This window comes from Curvibacter sp. AEP1-3, from assembly GCF_002163715.1.
Taxonomy (GTDB): domain Bacteria; phylum Pseudomonadota; class Gammaproteobacteria; order Burkholderiales; family Burkholderiaceae_C; genus Allorhodoferax.
On sequence record NZ_CP015698.1, the window covers coordinates 3506493 to 3525631 of the forward strand.

Consider the following 19139-nt stretch of genomic DNA (forward strand, 5'->3'; position numbering starts at 1 on the left):
AGTCAGCCGCTGTCGACACGCGCGCGGGCAGAATCCGCATGCTGCTGGTGATGCTGGTATGTGCAGCCCCTGTCATCGCGTCTTATTTCACTTACTACGTTATTCGGCCTGAAGGTCGCCGGAATTTCGGCGAACTAATCGATCCGCAGCGTCCCTTGCCGGCTGTACAAGCGCAGGGGCTGTCTAACGAGATGGTGGCATTGCCTAGCTTGAAAGGCCAATGGCTATTTGTGAGTGTGGCCGGCGGCGCATGTGACGCTGCGTGTCAACAACATTTGTATATCCAACGCCAGTTGCGCGAAGGCTTGGGCAAAGAGAAAGACCGCCTTGACTGGGTGTGGCTGATCAATGACGACGCCCCAGTAAAGCCGGAGCTCTTGCCAGCACTCAAAGGCGCGACCGTGCTGCGCATGCCCGCTGCGGCACTATCGCAATGGCTCCCTGCTGAAACGGGCCATGAGATCCAAGAACACCTGTTTCTGGTCGATCCACTGGGTAATTTGATGATGCGTTTTCCTCCCAGCATGAATGCAGAGACTGCTCTTAAGGCCAAGCGCGACCTTGACCGTCTGATGCGGGCCGCCCAATTCTGGGATCGCCCGGGCCGTGACTGATTGAAGCTCATGCAAACGACCTTGTACGACTTGTCGCCCATTTTCCGGGTACTGCTGATCGGAGCGCTGGTGGCCTCTGTGCCGGCTTTGTGGGTGTATTTGCGAGACCGCAGCAGCAGTTCCGTAAGCCGTTACCACGCGCTGGTAGTGATTACCCTGTTTCTCACCTTTGACCTCGTGCTGTTCGGTGCATTTACTCGTTTGACCGATAGCGGGCTCGGTTGCCCTGATTGGCCCGGTTGCTATGGCAACGCAAGCCCCTTGGGTGCGACGCACGAGATCGCCATGGCGCAAACGGCAATGCCCAGTGGTCCGGTCACCCACAGCAAAGCATGGATTGAGATGGTGCACCGTTACATGGCCACGTCGGTGGGCGCACTGATTACTCTGATGGTGATTCTTGCGTGGCGTGGCCGAAAACAAGAAGGCCTACTTGCCCTCAGCCCGTGGTGGCCCACAGCGACATTGGTTTGGGTGTGTATTCAAGGAGCCTTCGGCGCCTTGACAGTGACCATGAAGCTGTTTCCCGCCATTGTGAGCCTGCACCTGCTGGGGGGCTATGTGCTTTTGGCCTTGCTGATGGCGCAGGTCGCGGTGGGTGCAGCGTCGTCCCGATCTGGTACGCCAATCATTTTGCAGGTCGCACCCACTTGGGTCTACCGCTGGGCATGGGCAGCCTTGCTGATGCTGACCGTACAAGCTGCATCCGGCGCGTGGGTCAGTACCAATTACGCGGTGCTCGCCTGTGCCGAATTTCCCGGTTGTCAGGGGGTGATGTGGCCCCCCATGGATTGGAAGGCTGCGACGGAAATCTGGCGTCCGTTGGGGCTCACAGCCTCTGGCGACCATCTGAGCTTTCAGGCGCTGACCGCTATTCACATGGCGCACCGTCTGCTCGCAGGCATCACGGTGCTGGTGCTGGGCAGCCTGGCGTGGACACTATGGAAACAACCCGCCTTGAAGAAGCCCGCTCAATGGCTCACAGGCTTGCTGGTATTGCAACTGGCTACCGGCTTGAGCAACGTGGTGTTGGGCTGGCCCTTGTTGGCTGCTGTCATGCATACCGGCGGTGCCGGCGCCATGGTCATGGTGCTGGTCTGGGTCATCGTGGTATCCCGCACCCGACCCGTCGGCCGCTGAAAGATTGAGAAAAAGAGAATTCGAATGACCGTACAAGTAGCAGCCCCCAAGCCCTCCGTGCTGGCTCAGTTCCATGCACTGACCAAGCCACGGGTCATCCAGTTGATTGTGTTCTGTGCGCTGATCGGCATGGTGTTAGCCGTGCCCGGCGCACCCACGGGCGCCCAAGTCATGCTGGCAGCGATAGCCTGCCTCGGCATTTACCTGGTGGCCGGCGCAGCAGCTGCCTTCAATTGCATTGTGGAAAAAGGCATTGATGCCAAGATGAAGCGCACCTCGTGGCGGCCCACTGCTCGCGGGGAACTCAGCGATACCCAGACTTTGATCTTCTCGGCCATTCTGTGTGCTGCCGGTTCTGCCATTCTGTATGTCTGGGTGAACCCCCTCACCATGTGGCTGACCTTTGCCACCTTTGTGGGCTACGCGGTGATTTACACCGTGATCCTCAAGCCCCTGACTCCCCAAAACATCGTGATCGGCGGCGCTTCCGGCGCCATGCCGCCGGTATTGGGTTGGGCTGCCATGACGGGTGATGTGGGGCCGGAGGCCCTGATTCTTTTCCTGATCATTTTCCTGTGGACACCACCGCATTTCTGGGCGCTGGCTTTGTACCGTGTGGAGGATTACCGCAAGTCAGGCCTGCCCATGCTGCCGGTGACCCATGGCAGTGAGTTCACCCGCCTGCAGATCCTGCTCTACACCTTCATGTTGCTAGCGGCGTGTCTGCTGCCGTTTGTGTATGGCATGAGCCATTGGCCCTACCTGATCGTGGCAGTGGCGTTGTGTCTGGGATTTTGCTGGTACGCGGTGCGCCTGTTGCGTAACTACTCGGATGAGCTTGCCCGTGCGACTTTCCGTTTTTCGCTCATTCACCTGAGCGTGCTTTTCGCAGCCTTGCTGCTGGATCATTACCTCATATGAATAAACGTTCCGCTATTCAATTCATAGCTGCTGGCGCTTTGTTGGCGGGCGCTGGAGGCATGTTGAGTGCATGTTCTGAATCAAAGCCCAAGTTCTCCTCGGTGGATGTCACCGGCGCCAGCTACGCCAAAGACTTCGAGCTTACCGACCACAATGGCAAAGTCCGTCACCTGGCAGACTTCAAAGGCAAGGTGGTCGTCATGTTCTTCGGCTACACCCAATGCCCGGATGTCTGCCCGACTTCGATGGCAGAGCTGGCAGAAGTGAAGAAGGCATTGGGGGTCGATGGCGACAAGCTTCAGGGCTTGTTTGTCACGGTAGATCCTGCCCGCGATACGCCCGAAGTGCTCAAGGGCTATATGGAAAACTTTGACCCGACCTTCCTGGCGCTCTACACCACGCCCGAGAAGCTGGAAGCTTTGGCCAAAGACTTCAAGGTGTACTACAAGCGTGTCAATGGTCAGACACCTACCAGCTACACCATGGACCATTCGGCGGGCAGCTACATCTACGACACGCAGGGCAATTTACGCCTGTTCACCCGCTACGGCAGCGGTGCACAAGTGCTGGCTGCAGATATTCAGCAGCTCCTGAAGTCTTGATGAACGCGGCCTGACGCTCGTTGCCAGCCGGCCTGAAAGGCAGACTGGCATTCGGTGCAGGGGGTCAATCTGTCTTGATGTTCTGTTGGGTGATGATGCCGCCCAACAAAGCCGTGTCGGCCTTCACCCGGTTAGCCAATCCTTCCGAGGAAGTGCCTTGCACGGTCCAGCCCTGCTGGAACATCTTTTGGCGCATTTCCGGGCTGCGGGCAATCTCACCGAACAAGGTGGACAGCCGAGCCACGACTGGCTTGGGCATGCTGTTGGGGGCGGCTACGGCGTTCCAGATTTCCAGGTTCAGGTCTTTCACTCCAGCCTCTGACAGACTGGGAATCTCCGGCACCAGCGCACTGCGCACGCTGGCAGTGATGCCGATGGCTTTGAGCTTGCCCGCCTTGATCTGGGCGGAAGCCAGGGCAGGGGGCAGCAGGCTGAGCTGCAGGTCACCCGCGATCATCGCGGTGGCAACTTGCGGATAGCCGGCATAGGGCACATGAAGAGGCGCCATGCGGGCTTTGGATTTGAGCAGCTCCATGCCGATATGGCCCACGGTGCCCACGCCGGGTGTGCCGTAATTCCACCTGTCGCCGGAGGCCCGTGCCGCGGCCAGAAACTCGGCCGCGTTATTGCCCGGCGCGTTGGCAGGTGCAGTCAGCACCAGGGGCGACACACCCAGCAAGCTCACCGGCGTCAAGTCTTTGAGCGGGTCGTAACTCAGCTTGGGGTTGAGCAGCTTGGCAATCGTCATGTTGCCGTTGATCATCAGCCCGATGGTGTGGTCATCGGTAGCTTTGGCGACCGCATCGGCGGCGATGTTGCCCGCTGCGCCCACTTTGTTTTCCACGATCACAGGCTGGCCGAGGGCTTTTGAGAGTGGTTCTGCGAATGCTCGCGCCGTTAGGTCGGGCGAAGACCCGCCGGGAAATCCGACGATGATGCGAACAGGCTTGGTCGGCCACGCAGCGGATTGAGTGGATTTTTGGGCATTAGCGCCCGTGGATAGTGCGCAAGCAGCTATGGAAAGCATAGCAAAAGCGGCGGTGCGGCGTGTGTGTGTCATCAGCTTGGTGTCCAAGAAAAAGCCCCTGCAGGCGGGGCCGGCAGGGGCATTGTGCGTGAAGTTTTGCGGCGCGTGCCGCTGAGCAATCAGGCGTAGGCGGCCAACGCTGTTTTCATCTTCTTCATGGCAGCGACTTCGATCTGGCGGATGCGCTCGGCACTTACGCCGTATTCGGCGGCCAAGTCATGTAGGGTCATGCCGCCGGAGTTGTCGTCATTCACCTTGAGCCAGCGCTCTTCCACGATACGCCGACTACGCTCGTCCAGGCTGGCTAGGGCAGTCGCAATCCCGTCGGTGGCCAACACGTCGCGCTGGCGCGCTTCAATCATGGCCACCGGCTCGTGATTGGTGTCGGTCAAGTAAGCAATCGGGCCGAAGGCGTCTTCGCCATCATCGGAAGGACTGGGGTCCAGCAGCACGTCGCCACCGGCCAGGCGTGCTTCCATTTCCAGTACTTCTTCGGGCTTCACGTTTAGTTCCCGGGCCATTGTGTTCACCTGCTCGCTGTTTAGCGTGTCGCGGTGGGTGTCCAAGTCCGCCGCAGCGTCTTCACCTTTGAAGCGTTGCTTCATGGAGCGCAGGTTGAAAAACAGTTTGCGCTGGGCCTTGGTGGTGGCCACTTTCACCATGCGCCAGTTTTTCAGGATGTATTCGTGGATTTCGGCCTTGATCCAGTGCAGCGCGTAGCTCACCAGACGCACACCTTGCTCGGGGTCGAAGCGCTTGACCGCCTTCATCAGACCCACGTTGCCCTCTTGAATCAAGTCGCCGTGTGGCAGGCCATAGCCAAGGTACTGGCGGGCAACGGAAACGACCAATCGTAAGTGAGAGAGCACTAACTTACCGGCTGCTTCAAGATCGTTCTCGTTTTTGAACTTGCGGGCGAATTCCTGCTCTTCTTCCAAAGTGAGCATGGGCAAGCGGTTCGCGGCAGAAATATAGGCGTCCAGATTCCCCAGCGGCGGCACCAATGACCACGGGTTGGCCGTGGCCAGGGCGGTGCGGGGGGCAGCAATCAATGCGGACATAGGGAACTCCTTCTCTTCAAACTTTATATTAGCACTCGTTGGAGGAGAGTGCTAATTGATAAGTTCAATCCATGCGATTGAGTAGGGTTAGCCTGTCCAGCAAAGGACAAGGGGCCCCACAGGGCCCCTTGTTTGGCAAATCAACGGCGCTTTTATGCCCAGCGCACCTTCTCGCGGCCGGAGTACCAGTTCGCCAGTTGCGGCTCTACCGCAGATTCAATGCGGGCGCGCTTGATCTTCATCGTGGGAGTCAACATGCCGTTTTCAATGGACCAAGGTTCCGGTGCTACCACCAGCATCTGCAGCTTTTCGTAGTCCGCCAGTTCGGAATTCACGCTATCGAGCAGTTGCTCCAGTTCTGCGTGAACCTCAGCTTTGAAGGCCGGGTCGGCCTTCACTTGGGGACGCACGGTTTCTGCCAGCACCACGATGGCATAAGCCGAGGGCTGGCCCACACCGGACACCATGCTGGTTTCAATGCGGGGGCAGGCGTTCAAGCGGTTCTCAATCGGTGCGGGGGCCACATACTTGCCCTTGGATGTTTTGAACAGCTCCTTCACCCGGCCGGTGAGCTTGAGCAGTCCATCAGCGCGGCGCTCGCCCTTGTCGCCGGTGCGGAAGAAGCCGTCTTCCGTGAACACTTCTGCGTCCAGATCAGGGCGCTTGTAGTAGCCCACAAACTGTCCTGGAGACTTGATCAGCACTTCGCCTTCTTCGCTGATGCGGACTTCCACGCCCTTGAGCGGTACGCCCACGCAACCGGGGGCATTGATCTTGTCGGTGGAGTTGTGCGAATACGCAAAGTCCTCTGTCATGGCATAACCCTCAATCAGGTTCAAGCCCAGACGGCGGTACCAGGCAATAAGCTCGGCAGGGATGGGTGCCGAGCCGCTGCCGGCCAGCAACGCGTGGTCCAGGCCCAGGCCCTTGAGCACCTTGCGGCCTACGATCTTGCCCAGAATCGGGATGCTCAGCAGCCGGTCCAGCTTCTTGGGCGGCATTTTGGCAAACACGCCTTGCTGGAACTTCAGCCAGAGGCGGGGTACCGAGATAAAGGTCACCGGCTTCGCGCGGTTCAAGTCCTGGATAAAGGTATCCAGCGACTCGGCAAAAAACAGTTGGGTGTTGCCGTTCACCAGCGTTGCGGACTCTACCCATGCGCGCTCGAAAACGTGCGCCAAGGGCAGGTAGGACAACATGCGGTTGCGGGTGTTGATGCCGATGCGAGCCTGGGTATCGTTGTTGATACCTTCTGCAGCGGCGGTGATGCGCTCAAAGCTGTGCATCACGCCCTTGGGCTGGCCGGTGGAGCCGGAGGTGTACATCAGGATGGCAATGTCCTTGCCGCCACGTGCAGGTTTGCCGGTCAGTGGCTTGGTGCGTGAGGTGACTGCATCCCACGCCTCGTAGCTGTTCTTCGGCGCGAGCGGGAAGGCAATGATGGGCATGCCTGCAGGAATGCCGGGCTGCTGTTGGTCAAAGGTGTCAAGCTTGCCGACGAATAGCAGGCTGGCTTCGCTGTGTTCCAGCACGTAGCGCACGGTGTCGGCTGTTTCGGTTGGGAAAATGGCCACTGTCGTGCAGCCTGCCATCCAGATGGCCAACTCCGCCATGATGAAGTGGGCGCAGTTCTTGGAAAGAATGGCGACGCGCGAACCCGGCTCCAGATTCTGGGCCTTGAGGTGCGCGGCCATGCGGCGGGCCTGGTCCAGTGTCTGCTTCCACGTGTAGTCCACCACCTGACCGCCACCGGTGGGCTGGGTCAGAAAGATCTGATCCGCATGGTTGATTTCGTGCTCGTAGACGTAGTCCAGCATGAGTTTGGCTTGAGCCATTTTTGTCTCCTCGTTATGGTTTGTTTGCCGCATTGTCTGGGCTTTTGCGCGCAAAAGAGAGCTTTAAGTGACCAAGCCCCCCTTGAATAGAGGGGGGCTACTATTTGCGGGTCTATCCGGCGGATCTTTTTTTGGCGCTTTTTGTCCTCTGCTTGTCGTGTAACGTGGTTTCGCGCATATTTGACAAGGAATACCATTGAGTCACTGTTAAATTAAAGGTGTCCTTCCATGTCCTCCGTATCTACCCTGAAGCCCGCACTCATCATCATTGATGTGCAGCAATCTTTCGCCCAAATGCCCTTCTGGTCGCAGGGCATTCATGCCCCGTTTGAGTCTGCTTTGCTGCGTCTGGAGGCCGGTTGTCGCGCAGCCGGTGTTCCGGTGGTGCACATTTTTCATGTGGGGCTGGCCGGCCCCTTTCGTGAGGACTCCGGGTTTGTGAAGCCCTTGCCCTGGTTGCCCGGTAACCCGGATGTGCGCTTCGACAAACACACCCACAACGCTTTTACCGATACCGGGCTGGATCTGTGGCTGCGCCGCCAGGGAGTGGGCAAGCTCATCATCTCCGGCATCCGTACCGAGCAATGCTGCGAGACCACAGCCCGTGTGGGCTCGGATTTGGGCTATGCAGTGGACTTTGTGTCTGAAGCCACCCTGACCTTCCCTATGTCCCACGCTGGCAGCGGTCGGACGTTCAGTGCCGAAGAGATCACCACCCGCACCGAGCTGGTCTTGCAAGACCGGTTTGCACGTATCGTGGATGTAGCTACCTGCCTAGCCGGTTTGCCATCCGCCCACTAAATCGTCGTCCCTGAAGTCGAAACCGCCATGCTCCAACTCCGCCCCAACTGCGAATGCTGCAATACTGATTTGCCGCCCGCCGCCCTGAATGCCCGCATCTGTTCGTTTGAATGCACGTTTTGTGCGGACTGCGCAGATACCAAGTTGAATGGCATTTGCCCCAATTGCAGAGGTGAGTTGGTGCGCCGCCCGGTGCGCCCGGCCGCAAAGTTGGCCAATAACCCGCCTTCAACTGAGCGGGTCTTCAAGCCCTTGGGGCGCGCGCAGAAAGCTGACTCGGCGGCATCCGCATGAGCGCGGCCATACCCATGCGGCCCAAAGACCTGGCGCTGGCGCTGCTGGTCATTCTGGTGTGGGGCGTGAACTTTGCGGTCATCAAAGTGGGGGTGGTCGGGGTGCCGCCCTTGTTGCTGGGTGCCTTGCGTTTTGCCTTGGCGGCGTTCCCGGCGCTGTTATTCATGAAGCCGCCCAAGGTGCCACTGCGCTGGTACCTGGCCTATGGCCTCACCATTTCGGTGGGGCAGTTTGCATTTTTGTTCACTGCCATCCATGTAGGCATGCCTTCGGGCTTGGCGTCGCTGGTGCTGCAGTCGCAATCGTTCTTCACCCTGCTGCTGGCGGCCTGGTGGCTCAAAGAGCGTTGGCAGGCCAACCAGATGGCCGGGCTGTTGCTGGCCGCCTGCGGCTTGGTGTTGATTGGCAGCGCCGCAGGGCCGGCAGGCGCTGGCGTGTCCATGCCGCTGTTGGGCTTTTTGCTTACCGTGGCAGCGGCCGTCATGTGGGCCTGCGGCAATATCGTGACCCGCACCGTGAGCCGCTACGGCCCCATGAACCAGCTGGCCTTTGTGGTGTGGGCAAGTTTGGTGCCGCCCTTGCCGTTTCTGGCGCTCTCCGTGGTGATAGAGGGGCCTGACGCAATAGCCTCTGCCATGCAGCACATCGGCTGGAGCACCTTCGCGGCCATCGCCTACCTCGCTTGGGCAGCCACCTTGCTGGGCTATGGCTTGTGGACACATCTCATGTCCCGCTACGCGACCAACCGGGTCGCGCCGTTCACACTGCTGGTGCCGGTGGTCGGCTTGACCACGGGTTGGCTGGTGTTCGGCGAGGCCTTGCGTCCGGTGCACTTTGCCGGTGGCGCGCTGTTGATGGCGGGCTTGCTGTTCAATGTATTCGGTGGACCCTTGATGACGCGTTGGATGGCGCGTGTACAGCAATTCCGGAACGCTGGATGAACGACGCAGTACTCCACATCTATCTGGTGCTCACGCCCAATGTGCTGATGCTGGACTACGCCGGTCCGGCGGAGGCCCTGCGCATGGCACGCGACATGGGGGCACCTATCGTTCTGCATGCCTGTGGCCCGCAGAATGACATCCCGACCTCTCTGGGTACGGGCCTGTCCGGGCTGGAGGCGCTACCCGTCACCCTGCCAGCGCGCAGCCTGGTCTTGGTGGTGGGCAACAGCAACGAGGTGGTGGACTACGCCACCCCCGAGGCCCGCTCCGTGGTGCAGTGGCTGCGCGCCGTACCCCAAGCGGCCACACGCATGGCCAGCATCTGCTCGGGGGCCTTGTTGCTGGCGCAAGCCGGCTGTCTGGATGGGCGGCACTGCACCACCCACCACACCCTGATTGCCGATTTGCAGGCGCTGGCCCCCAGCGCGCAGGTGGTGTCTGACCGCATCTTTGTGGACGATGGCGGCGTGCTTACCAGTGCAGGCATCACCACCGGTATTGACCTAGCGCTGTACTTGATTGAGCAGGAGGCTGGCGCAGAGCTGGCGGCGCGCGTGGCCCGCCGCTTGGTGATGTACCAGCGCCGCGGCACCCACGACCCGCAAATGTCGCCCTGGCTGGCACACCGCAACCACATGCACCCCGCGGTTCATCGCGCGCAAGACGCCATGGCCCGAGAGCCCCAGCGCAACTGGAGCTTGGCGGATCTGGCCGATGTGGCCTGCGTCAGCCCCCGGCACCTGAGCCGCTTGTTTGCACAACACACCGGCATCAGTGTCGTGGTCTACCAGCAGCAATTGCGAATTGCCCGCGCCAAAGACTTGCTGGCACGTCAGGGTCTGTCGGTGGAGCGTGTGGCCGAGGCCTGTGGTTTTGCGTCGGCACGCGACTTGCGCCGCGTGTGGCGCAAATATGAAGCCGGCTCGCCGGCCAGTGCGCGCATGGCTGACTGAGTCTGCCCGCAGGCTGCGAAGAAATCGGCGTTGAGGAGAAGGTTCGCCAGCGAACCGACATGCAGCCCTGCGCTACCTACTCTGGCCCCATGCGGTGTCTTGCCGCACATGCATGGCAGGAGAGACCCAATGTTGAAACACAAAGTAGCGCTGGTCACCGGAGCCGCATCAGGCATAGGCCGCGCAGTGGCCTTGCTGTTGGCGCGTGAAGGTGCCCGTGTGGTGGTGTCGGATGTGCAGTTGGACGCCGGAGCCGACACCGTGGCCCTGGTCCGCGCCCAAGGCGGCGAGGCGATTTTTGTAGCGGCCGATGTAGGCAAGCCCGCCGAAGCACAGGCCTTGGTGGCACGCGCAGTGGTGCATTACGGCCGGTTGGACATTGCTTGCAACAACGCTGGCATTGCCGGCCCTACGGCTCCCACGGCGGACTATCCGCTGGACGGTTGGACCCGCGTGCTCAACATCAATCTCAGCGGTGTTTTCTACGGCATGCAGGCCCAGATTGAAGCCATGCTCAAGCATGGTGGTGGCTCCATCGTCAACATCGCCTCCGTGTTGGGTGCCGTGGGCTTCACGGGCTCTGTAGCCTATACCGCCGCCAAGCACGGGGTGGTGGGGCTGACTCAGGTGGCTGCACTGGAGTACAGCGCGCAAGGTGTGCGGGTGAATGCAGTGGGGCCGGGCTTTATTGAGACGCCCATGGTCAGCAAACTCTCGGAGGACCCTGCGACCCACGCCATGCTGGTTGCTGCCCATGCCATGGGCCGATTGGGACGGCCTGAAGAGGTGGCTGAGCTGGTGGTGTGGTTGGCCTCCGACCGTGCTTCGTTCGTCACCGGGGCGTATTACCCGGTGGATGGTGGCTATCTCGCGCGTTGAGCAGGTGGTTGAGGATTGAGTTTCGTGGTGGCTTAAGCCGAAGACGGCCGTCAGAGGCGCTGAGCATGGTTCAATAGCAGGCTGTATCTGTCTGCTACACCCATGACCCCCGAAGCCCAAAAACTCTGGCGCGCCCCGCAATGGGCGTTTTCCATCCTGCTTGCCTTGCTGGGCATGTTGGGGCCGTTCTCCATTGATACGTATCTGCCTGCATTTGCCGGCATCAGCCAGTCGCTGGGTGCCACGCCGGTGCAGATGCAGCAAACGCTGTCGGCCTACCTGTTCGGCTTCGCCTTCATGGCGCTGTTCCATGGCTCCATTTCAGACAGCTTCGGCCGGCGCCCGGTGGTGCTGTGGGGGCTGGCAGCGTTCACCATAGCCTCGGTGGGGTGTGCGCTGTCGCAGACCATCGGCCAGCTCATTTTCTTCCGGGCCATGCAGGGTTTGTGCACTGGCGCGGGCATTGTGATTTCACGCGCGGTCATTCGTGATGTGTATCCGCCGTCGCAAGCGCAAAAGGTCATGAGTCAGGTCACCATCTTCTTCGGGGTAGCGCCTGCCATCGCGCCCATGGTGGGCGGTTGGTTGCTGATTCACGCCAGCTGGCACGGCATCTTCTGGTTCCTGGCCGCAGTCGGCGTTGCGCTGTGGACGTCCAACTATTTCCTGCTGCCAGAAACCTTGCCACCCGCACAGCGCCAGCACTTCCATGTCAAAAACCTGCTGGCCGGTTATTGGAAGCTGGGCTCCGACCCGCGCTTCTTGTTACTGGCGCTGGCCAGCGGCATACCGTTCAACGGCATGTTTTTGTACGTGCTGAGTGCGCCCGTGTTTCTGGGCGAACACCTGGGGCTGCAGCCCCAGCAGTTCTTCTGGTTTTTCATACTCACGATCAGCGGCATCATGGGCGGTGCGTTTGTGAGCGGTAGGGTGGCCGGCAAGATCAGCCCGAAGCGCCAGATCCGAAACGGCTTTTCCATCATGCTCACCATTGGCGTCATCAACCTTCTGGCCAATCTGCTGTTCAAGGCACATGTGAGCTGGGCGCTCTTTCCCATTGCCATCTTCGCTTTCGGCTGGGCGCTCATGGTGCCGGTGGTGACCTTGCTGGTGCTGGACTTGCACCCGGACCGCCGGGGCATGGCGTCGAGTTTGCAGATGTTTGTGGGCTCTACGGCCAACGGCTTTGTGGCCGGGGTGGTGTCGCCTCTGGTCATGCATTCCACCATCGGCTTGGCCAGTGCCTCGGTGCTGATGATGTGCGTGGGCCTGTGCTCCTGGGTGTTCATTCGCAGCCGCTGGCCCGAGATCGGACGGCGTGTGGAGGAGCTGTGATGCGCACACTATGCAGTTTGCTGCTCGCCAGCACAGTGATGGTGTTGGCAGCTTGTTCCAGTGCGCCTACGACACCTTCAGCGCCCGCAGCAGCACCGCAACCTGCTGCCCGTTTGACCCTGGAGCAGGCCAATGACGTCACCGTCATGGCCATCGGCCTGGTGGGCACACCCTATCGCTACGGCGGCAACACGCCCGCGAGCGGCTTCGATTGCAGCGGCCTGATCGGTTATGTTTACAAACAACGCGCCGGTGTCGTGGCGCCGCGCACCACCGGTGGCCTGATCGACTGGGGTACCAGCATCCCCGCGCCCAGCCTGCGCACGGGTGATTTGGTCGTCTTCGTGCAAAACAGTCGTGCCAACCATGCGGGTATCTACGTGGGCGAAGGCCGCTTTGTGCACGCACCGTCTACCGGCGGCACGGTGCGGCTGGATAGCTTGAATTCGTCGTACTGGGCCAAGCAGCAGGTGAGTTACCGCAGGCCGTAAGAGGTGCTCACGTGTGCAGCTTTACAGTTTCCCCGATCACAAAGAACTGCCCACCCGCCACGTAGTGCAGCGTGCGCAAGTCATCCGGTGCTTGGTCGAATTCCCAGTGCCCGTTGATGAACACGCGGCTGTCGGCCCAAGCGTGGGTCACTTCGCCGATGAAAAGGTCGTAGGTCTGTTGGTTGCGTGGTTCGGGCAGTACCTTGCACAGTAACCAGCCCACGCAGCCCTGCACCAGTGGCACAGAGCTTTCCTGCGGTGTAAATGTGTGGATGCCATAGCGGTGCAGTTTGTCAGGCGTGGTGAGTGCGCTGTCGGTACCCACCCCCAGCGTGGCTTGCGCCAGAGCGCGGGCCGGGATGTTGAGCGCAAACCAGCCGCTACCTTCGACCAGCGCACGGGTGCGGGTGGCCTTGTCGATGACAACTATCACCTTGGGTGGCTGGAAGTCCAGTGGCATGGACCAGGCGGCGGCCATCACATTGTGTTCGCCAGCATGCGCGGACGACACCAACACCGTGGGGCCATGGTTAAGCAGGCGGTAGGCCTTGTCCAGCGGGACGGAAGCACAGAAGTCGGGCAGGGTGTTCATGGAGGTGTGTGGTTAAGCCACCGCCCGCGCCAGATTCGCCCGCGCACGGGCCTCTAGCGCGGCGTGGAAATGGTCGGAGCCGTAAATGCGGGGCCGGGCGGCGAAGGACTGCAGCACCTCTTTGCGCTTGGTGCGGAACAGGTCCTCGGGTACGAAGGCATATTCCGCGCGGATCTGTTGCTCGTATTGCGCAAAGCGCTGCGCCTCGGCGCCCAGGATGGAGAGGTCAATGTCCACCAGCAGCTGCGCATCGCCCGCGGCGGGCGCGCTGGTGTGGCGGGTGGCCATGACCAGCTCGTAGACGCGCTGTGCCGCATCGGCCTGCAGCCCGGCGGTGGTGAGCGCCTGCCGGGCCCAGGCGGCGCTTTGGGTCTCGTTGTCGTGGCGCTGCACGTCATACACCGCGTCGTGAAACCAGAGTGCCAGCGCCACCTCGGCAGGCCGCTGCGCCAGATGCCGGACGGCTTCAAACCCTTGCAGGCATTCGGCCAGATGCTGGGTGCTGTGGTAGTGCCGGTGCGGCTCAGCGTAGGCCGCCAGCAGTGCGTCGCACAGCGCGGTGCCATCGGTGCGCGCGCCGGCATCGTGCCATGCAGATGCAAACAGGGGTTTCAAGGTATGCATAGGCTTGGATGCTATTGCATTGGCATAAAAAAAACGGAGGCCAGAGCCTCCGTTTTTGTCGGGGTTATGAACCGCGATTACTTGGCTTTGCGGCGACGTGCCACTGCGCCCAGCAGTCCCATGCCCGCCAACAGCATTGCATAGGTTTCTGGCTCAGGGACGGCGTTGACCGTGTTGGTGAAGGAGAAGGTGTGGTCGTTGTAGTCGCGGTCACCGCCACCAGCAAGATCTTCAAAGCCGACATACGTGCGACCGGCTTGACCTTGGTAGTTGTAGATCACGTTGGCGTGTGCGATGTTGTCACTGTTGTTGGCGCCGGAGCCTGTGTGCCAGGTGTTGCCGGTGTTGACAACATGCAGTTGGATGTCGAGCAAGGTTCCTGCGCTGAATGATCCCGGCACGTTGTAGATGGTTCCTACAGGCGTGGAGTGGTTTGGGAAAATGGCGGGAGTTACTGCCAATCCATTGATCCAAAGTTCCAAGGTGCTGTTGTAGCCGGCATCCGAGCCTTCAAACTGAATGGAAATGCTGCCACCGCTGGCGTAAACGTTATCGCCAATAGCTGCGTTCACGGCCATTGGCGCGAGGCTGAGGAGTGCGGACGTTGCTAATGCGACCGCACGCATGTGTTTTTTGATTTTCATGTATTTCCCTGGTGAAAGTTGAAGTAAAGGTCTCAGTGAGCCCCCTACAGTCCTCTGCATCAAGCTCACGGTTTGAGAATGCTCGTACCGACGCTGGTTCGCAATAGTCCGGATGAACCTCGGGGTTAACCCTTTGTTGGCACTTGTTTCATCCCCATGAATTCGGGCATATGCGCCAGCGCCCGCCAGGCCTGCAAACCCTGTTCTTGATTTTGATAGCAGGGGGCTTTTCCATATACTGTTTAAAAATACAGTAATTTGTCAAAGCCCTTGCCATGACTAGCGCTGCGCGCCATTCCACTACCTCTGCCACCGGTGTGCCGGACCCTCAGGACATCCACGCCGGTGTCTGGCACGCGCACACTCTGGCGAGCCCGGTGCAGTCGGTGCAGGCCACAGGGGATGCATTGTTGGATGCGCATTTGCCCGGCGGCGGTTGGCCGGTGGGTGCCTTGGTGGAGCTGCTGCAACCTCCCGGCGCGCACAGCGAATGGCGTCTGCTGCTTCCTGCGCTGGCGGCGTGCGGGCGCGGCCCGGTGGTGATGGTGGGGCCGCCGCAGCTGCCGTTTGCACCGGCACTCTCCCGGTTGGGCTTGCGCTCGGGGCGGCTGCTGTCGGTGCTGGCGTCGGTCACGGTAGGGGTGGGCACGCGGGTCAAAGATGAAGCGAGTGGTCGTCTCTGGGCTACCGAGCAGCTGCTGCGTTGCGCCGAGGTAGACGCCGTGCTGGCCTGGCTGCCGCAGGCCCGGGGCGACCAGCTGCGTCGCCTGCACCTGGCTGCGGCCGAGCACCACAAGCTGCTGTTTGTGATGCGGCCGGACCGGGCGCGCAGCGATGCATCACCCGCCGTGCTGCGCCTCCTGGTGCAGCCAATGGCCCGCGCCCGGCATCCGCTGCAAGGGTTGTTGCTGGACGGGCTGGAGGTCGACATCCTCAAGCGGCGCGGCCCGCCTTTGGCAGAGCCTTTGCACTTGCAGGCACGCAGCCAGCAATTGGGCTTGTTGTTGGCCGCCGGCCGAGCCTTGCTACAAAGCAGTGCGCAAGATGGTGCGTCAGCGTGGAGGATGTTGTCTGCCACGCCGTTGGATACACAAGCCGCGCGCGCCGCATTTCAGCAGCAGGCGCTGGGCGGCGTGGAGAGCCAGGCGTTCCCGTGGCCGCCGCTGCCGCCCGCGCAGGGCGAGCTGTCCGTGGCGGCGCGCGGTATGGCCGATGCGGTTGGGCCTATGAATGCGGAGGCAGGCCATGCACTGGATCGCACTGCGGCCGTCGCCTGATGGAGCGGCCGCCCCGACCGAGCCTGCGCTGGTGGATGCGTCCACCGCGCTGGCATGGTGGGCCCTGCGTTTCACGCCGCTGGTGGCCCGCGTGGGCGATGCGCTGGTGCTGGAGGTGTCTGCCAGCGAGCGCCTGTTCGGCGGGCGCACCGCCTTGTTGCAGCAGCTTTTGGAGTCAAATAGGCAGCTAGCGCACCTGGAATATGCGCAAGGCGCTACTTCTTTGATAGCACTGGCAGCGTTGCAGGTACATGCCTGTCGGGTGGGGCAGGCCGCGCCGGTGCGTGCGGTGCTGCCCGATGCTCTGCCGGTGCATACCCTGGCGGCGGCCCAGCCTCACCTGCCCACGTTGGCCCGCTTGGGCATGCGCACTTGGGGGCAGCTGCGGGCCTTGCCGCGGGGCGGCGTGGTGCGGCGCTTTGGTGCAGAGGTGGTGGACGCGCTAGACCGCGCCTACGGCCAGCGCCCTGAGGTCTACCCTTGGCTCACGCTGCCCGATGTGTTTGATGCCCCGCTGGAGCTGGCGGCGAGTGTGGATTCAGCGCCGGCCTTGTTGTTCGGCGCGCGCCGCCTGCTGGCGCAGCTGCTGGTGTGGCTGCGCGCCCGCCAGTCGGGGGTGCTGGCGCTGGAGCTGCTGTGGGAGCTGGATGCGCGCCGCGCCAACACCCGCCATGTGGACGCCCACCACCAAGGCGGCCAGCAAGGCCGACTGGAGTTGCGTACCGCCGAGGCCACGCAGGACATGAGCCACCTGCAGCGCATTCTGGGTGAGCAGTTGGCTCGCGTCACCCTGCCGGCGCCGGTGCTGTACCTGCGCCTGCGCAGCCTGCAGACCCAGCCACTGGGTGGCGAGAGCCACAGCCTGCTGCCCGAAGACGTGCGCAAGGGTGACAGCCTGCACCAGACCCTGGAGCGCCTGGCCGCACGGCTGGGCGCGCACAGCGTGCAGTGCGCCACCCCGCAGGCCGACCACCGGCCGGAACGCATGCAGCGCTGGCAGCCATGGCGGGCGGATGCTGCGCGCAAGGAAAACCAAGGTGCTATGAAATCAGGAGCTGCTCGCGCACATTCCATAGGCGCTAGAGGCCCAAAAGACTCTGAATCAGAGCGTGATGTGCTGCCCGCGGCAGACCTGTATCCCACCTGGCTGTTGCCGGTGCCGCAGCGTTTGGTGGTGCGCCAAAGCATTCCCCACTACCACGGCCAACTCACGCTACTGGCAGGCCCGCAGCGTCTGGAGACGGGCTGGCTCGAAGGTGAGCCCGCCTTGCGCGACTACTACATGGCCCGCAGCCCGCAGGCGGGGCTGGTGTGGGTGTACTGCGAGCGGCTGGAGGCGGCAGAGGATGCTGCCTGGTTTTTGCACGGGCTCTTCGCGTAGGAGCCCGTGCCCTCAGCGTCACTTGATGCCGCTTAGTGCACCACCATCAAGGTGAAGGGGTACACATAGGCCTGCAGTGTCACGAAGATGCCGACCAGGCACGCCAGCGCAATCGAGTGGAAGAACACAAAGCGCAGGATGTCGCCTTCGTGGTTGAACCACTTGGTAGCTGTCGATGCGACCACGATGCTTTGTGCGTCAATCATCTTGCCCATCACACCGCCCGACGAGTTGGCCGCACCCATGAGGTTGGCGGACAAGCCCAGTTGTTCTGCAGCCACTTTTTGCATGCCGCCGAAGAGCACGTTGGAAGCCGTGTCTGAGCCGGTCATGGCCACGCCGATCCAGCCCATCAAGGTACCGAAGAAGGGGTAGAACACTCCGGTGTTGGCAAAGGCCAGGCCCAGCGTGGTGTCGGTGCCGGAGTAGCGGGTCAAGGTGCCCAGGGCAAGCATCAGCACAATGGTCAAGAGCGAGTAGCGCACCAGCCAGAGCGTGCGGCCGAAGGTGCGCACGATTTCCAGCGGCTTGTACTTCATGAAGAAGGCTCCCACGATGGCCGACAGCAAAATGCCGGTGCCGGTGGAAGACAGCAGGTTCAGGGTGTAGACCGCACCTTCCTTGGTGGGCTGGGTGACCACGGGTGGCACTTTTTCAATCAGGTTGTGCAGTCCGGCCATGGGGAAGGCGGGAGCAAACAGGCTGTTGAGCCACGCCTTGACCGGGGGCAGGCCCCACACAAACACAAAAATCGTCAGGATCAGCCAAGGTGTCCATGCGCTGACCAGTGCCGCCTTGGAGTGACGCACCATGGCGGCAGCGGGTTTGGCTTCACCGCCATCGTGCTCATGACCTTTGAGCGAGGTGGAGCGCCAGATTTTCTTGGGCTGCCATACGCGCAGGAATAACACCAGCGACACCATGGACACGATGGCTGCAATGATGTCCACCAGCTCCGGTCCGATGAAGTTGGACACCAGATACTGCGGAATCGCAAACGACAGGCCTGTCACCAGAATGGCGGGCCAGATCTCGGTCATCGCTTTGCGCCCGGCAAAGGCCCAGATCAACCAGAACGGCACCATCAACGAGAACAGCGGCAGTTGACGGCCGATCATGGCAGTCACTTCCATCAGGTCGTAGCCGTGCACTTTGGCCAGCGTGATCACCGGTGTGCCGAGGGCACCGAAGGCCACAGGCGCGGTGTTAGCAATCAGTGACAGACCCGATGCCGCCAAGGGCGAAAAGCCCAAGCCGATCAAGATGCCTGCCGTCACCGCCACCGGGGTGCCGAAGCCAGCTGCACCTTCAAAGAAGGCACCGAAGCAAAAGGCAATCAGCAGCAGTTGCAGGCGCCGGTCTTCGGTAATGCCCGAGAGCGAGTCCTGCAGCACTTTGAAGCTGCCGTTCTGCTCGGCAAGCTGCTGCAAGAAAATGATGTTGAGCACGATCCAGCCGATGGGCAGCAGGCCGGTGAAGCCGCCCAACAGGGCTGCTTTGCCCGCCATTTCAGCCGGCATGCCGTAGCCGAGCACGGCAATGGCCAATGCGCTGAGCAGGCCCAAGCCAGCCGCAATGTGTGCCTTGATATGTAAAAAGCCCAGGCACACCAGCATCACCACCACCGGCACGGCAGCCAGCAAGGTGGAGATGATCATGTTCCCAAAGGGGTCGTAAATTTGTTGCCAGACCATGTGTGTCTCCGAAGTACTTTTGAATGCAGA

General features: G+C 61.3%; 20 protein-coding genes. 13 read left to right on the plus strand and 7 right to left on the minus strand.

The window, feature by feature from the left end:
* Positions 1 to 38 precede the first annotated feature (38 nt).
* Genes AEP_RS16460 through AEP_RS16475 form a run of 4 tightly spaced genes read left to right on the plus strand, consistent with a single transcriptional unit; the run spans position 39 to position 3277 of the window.
* Positions 39 to 614 carry a hypothetical protein gene (locus AEP_RS16460; RefSeq protein WP_335583055.1) on the plus strand — a complete coding sequence of 192 codons (576 nt, stop codon included), beginning with the start codon at positions 39 to 41 and terminating at the stop codon, positions 612 to 614.
* A gap of 9 nt (positions 615 to 623) precedes the next feature.
* Complete coding sequence (locus tag AEP_RS16465; RefSeq protein ID WP_198301843.1) at positions 624 to 1754, plus strand: COX15/CtaA family protein; 1131 nt, start codon at positions 624 to 626, stop codon at positions 1752 to 1754.
* 24 nt (positions 1755 to 1778) lie between these two features.
* Positions 1779 to 2675, plus strand: a complete 897-nt coding sequence (gene cyoE / locus AEP_RS16470) for a heme o synthase (protein WP_087496394.1) — start codon at positions 1779 to 1781, stop codon at positions 2673 to 2675.
* On the plus strand, positions 2672 to 3277 hold the full coding sequence (locus AEP_RS16475; RefSeq protein ID WP_087496395.1) for an SCO family protein: 606 nt from the start codon (positions 2672 to 2674) through the stop codon (positions 3275 to 3277). Before cyoE ends, AEP_RS16475 begins: the two co-directional genes overlap by 4 nt.
* 64 nt (positions 3278 to 3341) lie before the next feature.
* On the opposite strand, the gene AEP_RS16480 is transcribed toward AEP_RS16475, so the two are convergent.
* From AEP_RS16480 to AEP_RS16490, 3 genes are all read right to left on the minus strand, one after another.
* Entirely contained in the window at positions 3342 to 4337 is a 996-nt protein-coding gene (locus tag AEP_RS16480) for a Bug family tripartite tricarboxylate transporter substrate binding protein (protein WP_087497387.1), read from the minus strand.
* A gap of 86 nt (positions 4338 to 4423) precedes the next feature.
* Positions 4424 to 5365: an RNA polymerase sigma factor RpoH gene (gene rpoH / locus AEP_RS16485; protein ID WP_087496396.1), complete on the minus strand. Its 942-nt coding sequence runs from the start codon at positions 5363 to 5365 to the stop codon at positions 4424 to 4426.
* Positions 5366 to 5517: 152 nt separating this feature from the next.
* Positions 5518 to 7200: an AMP-binding protein gene (locus tag AEP_RS16490; RefSeq protein WP_087496397.1), complete on the minus strand. Its 1683-nt coding sequence runs from the start codon at positions 7198 to 7200 to the stop codon at positions 5518 to 5520.
* 228 nt (positions 7201 to 7428) lie between these two features.
* Between AEP_RS16490 and AEP_RS16495 the strand changes: the two genes are divergently transcribed.
* The 7 genes from AEP_RS16495 (at position 7429) to AEP_RS16525 (ending at position 12897) form a co-directional block, all read left to right on the plus strand.
* Positions 7429 to 8001 (plus strand): isochorismatase family protein, encoded by a 573-nt coding sequence (locus tag AEP_RS16495; RefSeq protein WP_087496398.1) that lies wholly within the window; start codon positions 7429 to 7431, stop codon positions 7999 to 8001.
* 27 nt (positions 8002 to 8028) lie between these two features.
* Positions 8029 to 8295 carry a DUF1272 domain-containing protein gene (locus AEP_RS16500; RefSeq protein ID WP_087496399.1) on the plus strand — a complete coding sequence of 89 codons (267 nt, stop codon included), beginning with the start codon at positions 8029 to 8031 and terminating at the stop codon, positions 8293 to 8295.
* A 14-nt stretch (positions 8296 to 8309) separates the two neighbouring features.
* Entirely contained in the window at positions 8310 to 9236 is a 927-nt protein-coding gene (locus tag AEP_RS16505) for an EamA family transporter (RefSeq protein ID WP_087497388.1), read from the plus strand.
* The gene (locus AEP_RS16510) at positions 9233 to 10192 is read left to right on the plus strand and encodes a GlxA family transcriptional regulator (RefSeq protein ID WP_087496400.1); all 960 of its coding nucleotides are present in this window, start codon (positions 9233 to 9235) and stop codon (positions 10190 to 10192) included. Before AEP_RS16505 ends, AEP_RS16510 begins: the two co-directional genes overlap by 4 nt.
* Before the next feature lie 129 nt (positions 10193 to 10321).
* The gene (locus tag AEP_RS16515) at positions 10322 to 11071 is read left to right on the plus strand and encodes an SDR family NAD(P)-dependent oxidoreductase (RefSeq protein WP_087496401.1); all 750 of its coding nucleotides are present in this window, start codon (positions 10322 to 10324) and stop codon (positions 11069 to 11071) included.
* A gap of 102 nt (positions 11072 to 11173) precedes the next feature.
* A complete protein-coding gene (locus AEP_RS16520; protein WP_087496402.1) occupies positions 11174 to 12406 on the plus strand; it encodes a multidrug effflux MFS transporter in 1233 nt (410 codons plus the stop codon).
* Positions 12406 to 12897: a C40 family peptidase gene (locus AEP_RS16525; RefSeq protein WP_087496403.1), complete on the plus strand. Its 492-nt coding sequence runs from the start codon at positions 12406 to 12408 to the stop codon at positions 12895 to 12897. The genes AEP_RS16520 and AEP_RS16525 overlap by 1 nt, the downstream gene beginning before the upstream one ends.
* Positions 12898 to 12904: 7 nt before the next feature.
* Here AEP_RS16525 and AEP_RS16530 read toward each other — a convergent pair whose 3' ends face one another.
* The 3 genes from AEP_RS16530 to AEP_RS21145 form a co-directional block, all read right to left on the minus strand.
* Entirely contained in the window at positions 12905 to 13489 is a 585-nt protein-coding gene (locus AEP_RS16530; RefSeq protein ID WP_087496404.1) for a flavin reductase family protein, read from the minus strand.
* Positions 13490 to 13501: 12 nt separating this feature from the next.
* On the minus strand, positions 13502 to 14113 hold the full coding sequence (locus tag AEP_RS16535; RefSeq protein WP_087496405.1) for an HD domain-containing protein: 612 nt from the start codon (positions 14111 to 14113) through the stop codon (positions 13502 to 13504).
* Between the two features lie 77 nt (positions 14114 to 14190).
* Positions 14191 to 14757, minus strand: coding sequence for a DUF4114 domain-containing protein (locus AEP_RS21145; RefSeq protein WP_157673197.1), 567 nt, complete (start codon positions 14755 to 14757; stop codon positions 14191 to 14193).
* Between the two features lie 275 nt (positions 14758 to 15032).
* Between AEP_RS21145 and imuA the strand changes: the two genes are divergently transcribed.
* On the plus strand, positions 15033 to 16034 hold the full coding sequence (gene imuA / locus AEP_RS16545; RefSeq protein WP_087496407.1) for a translesion DNA synthesis-associated protein ImuA: 1002 nt from the start codon (positions 15033 to 15035) through the stop codon (positions 16032 to 16034).
* Entirely contained in the window at positions 16003 to 17415 is a 1413-nt protein-coding gene (locus AEP_RS16550) for a Y-family DNA polymerase (protein WP_087496408.1), read from the plus strand. Before imuA ends, AEP_RS16550 begins: the two co-directional genes overlap by 32 nt.
* Before the next feature lie 32 nt (positions 17416 to 17447).
* On the opposite strand, the gene AEP_RS16555 is transcribed toward AEP_RS16550, so the two are convergent.
* The gene (locus tag AEP_RS16555; protein ID WP_087496409.1) at positions 17448 to 19109 is read right to left on the minus strand and encodes an L-lactate permease; all 1662 of its coding nucleotides are present in this window, start codon (positions 19107 to 19109) and stop codon (positions 17448 to 17450) included.
* Positions 19110 to 19139: the final 30 nt, after the last annotated feature.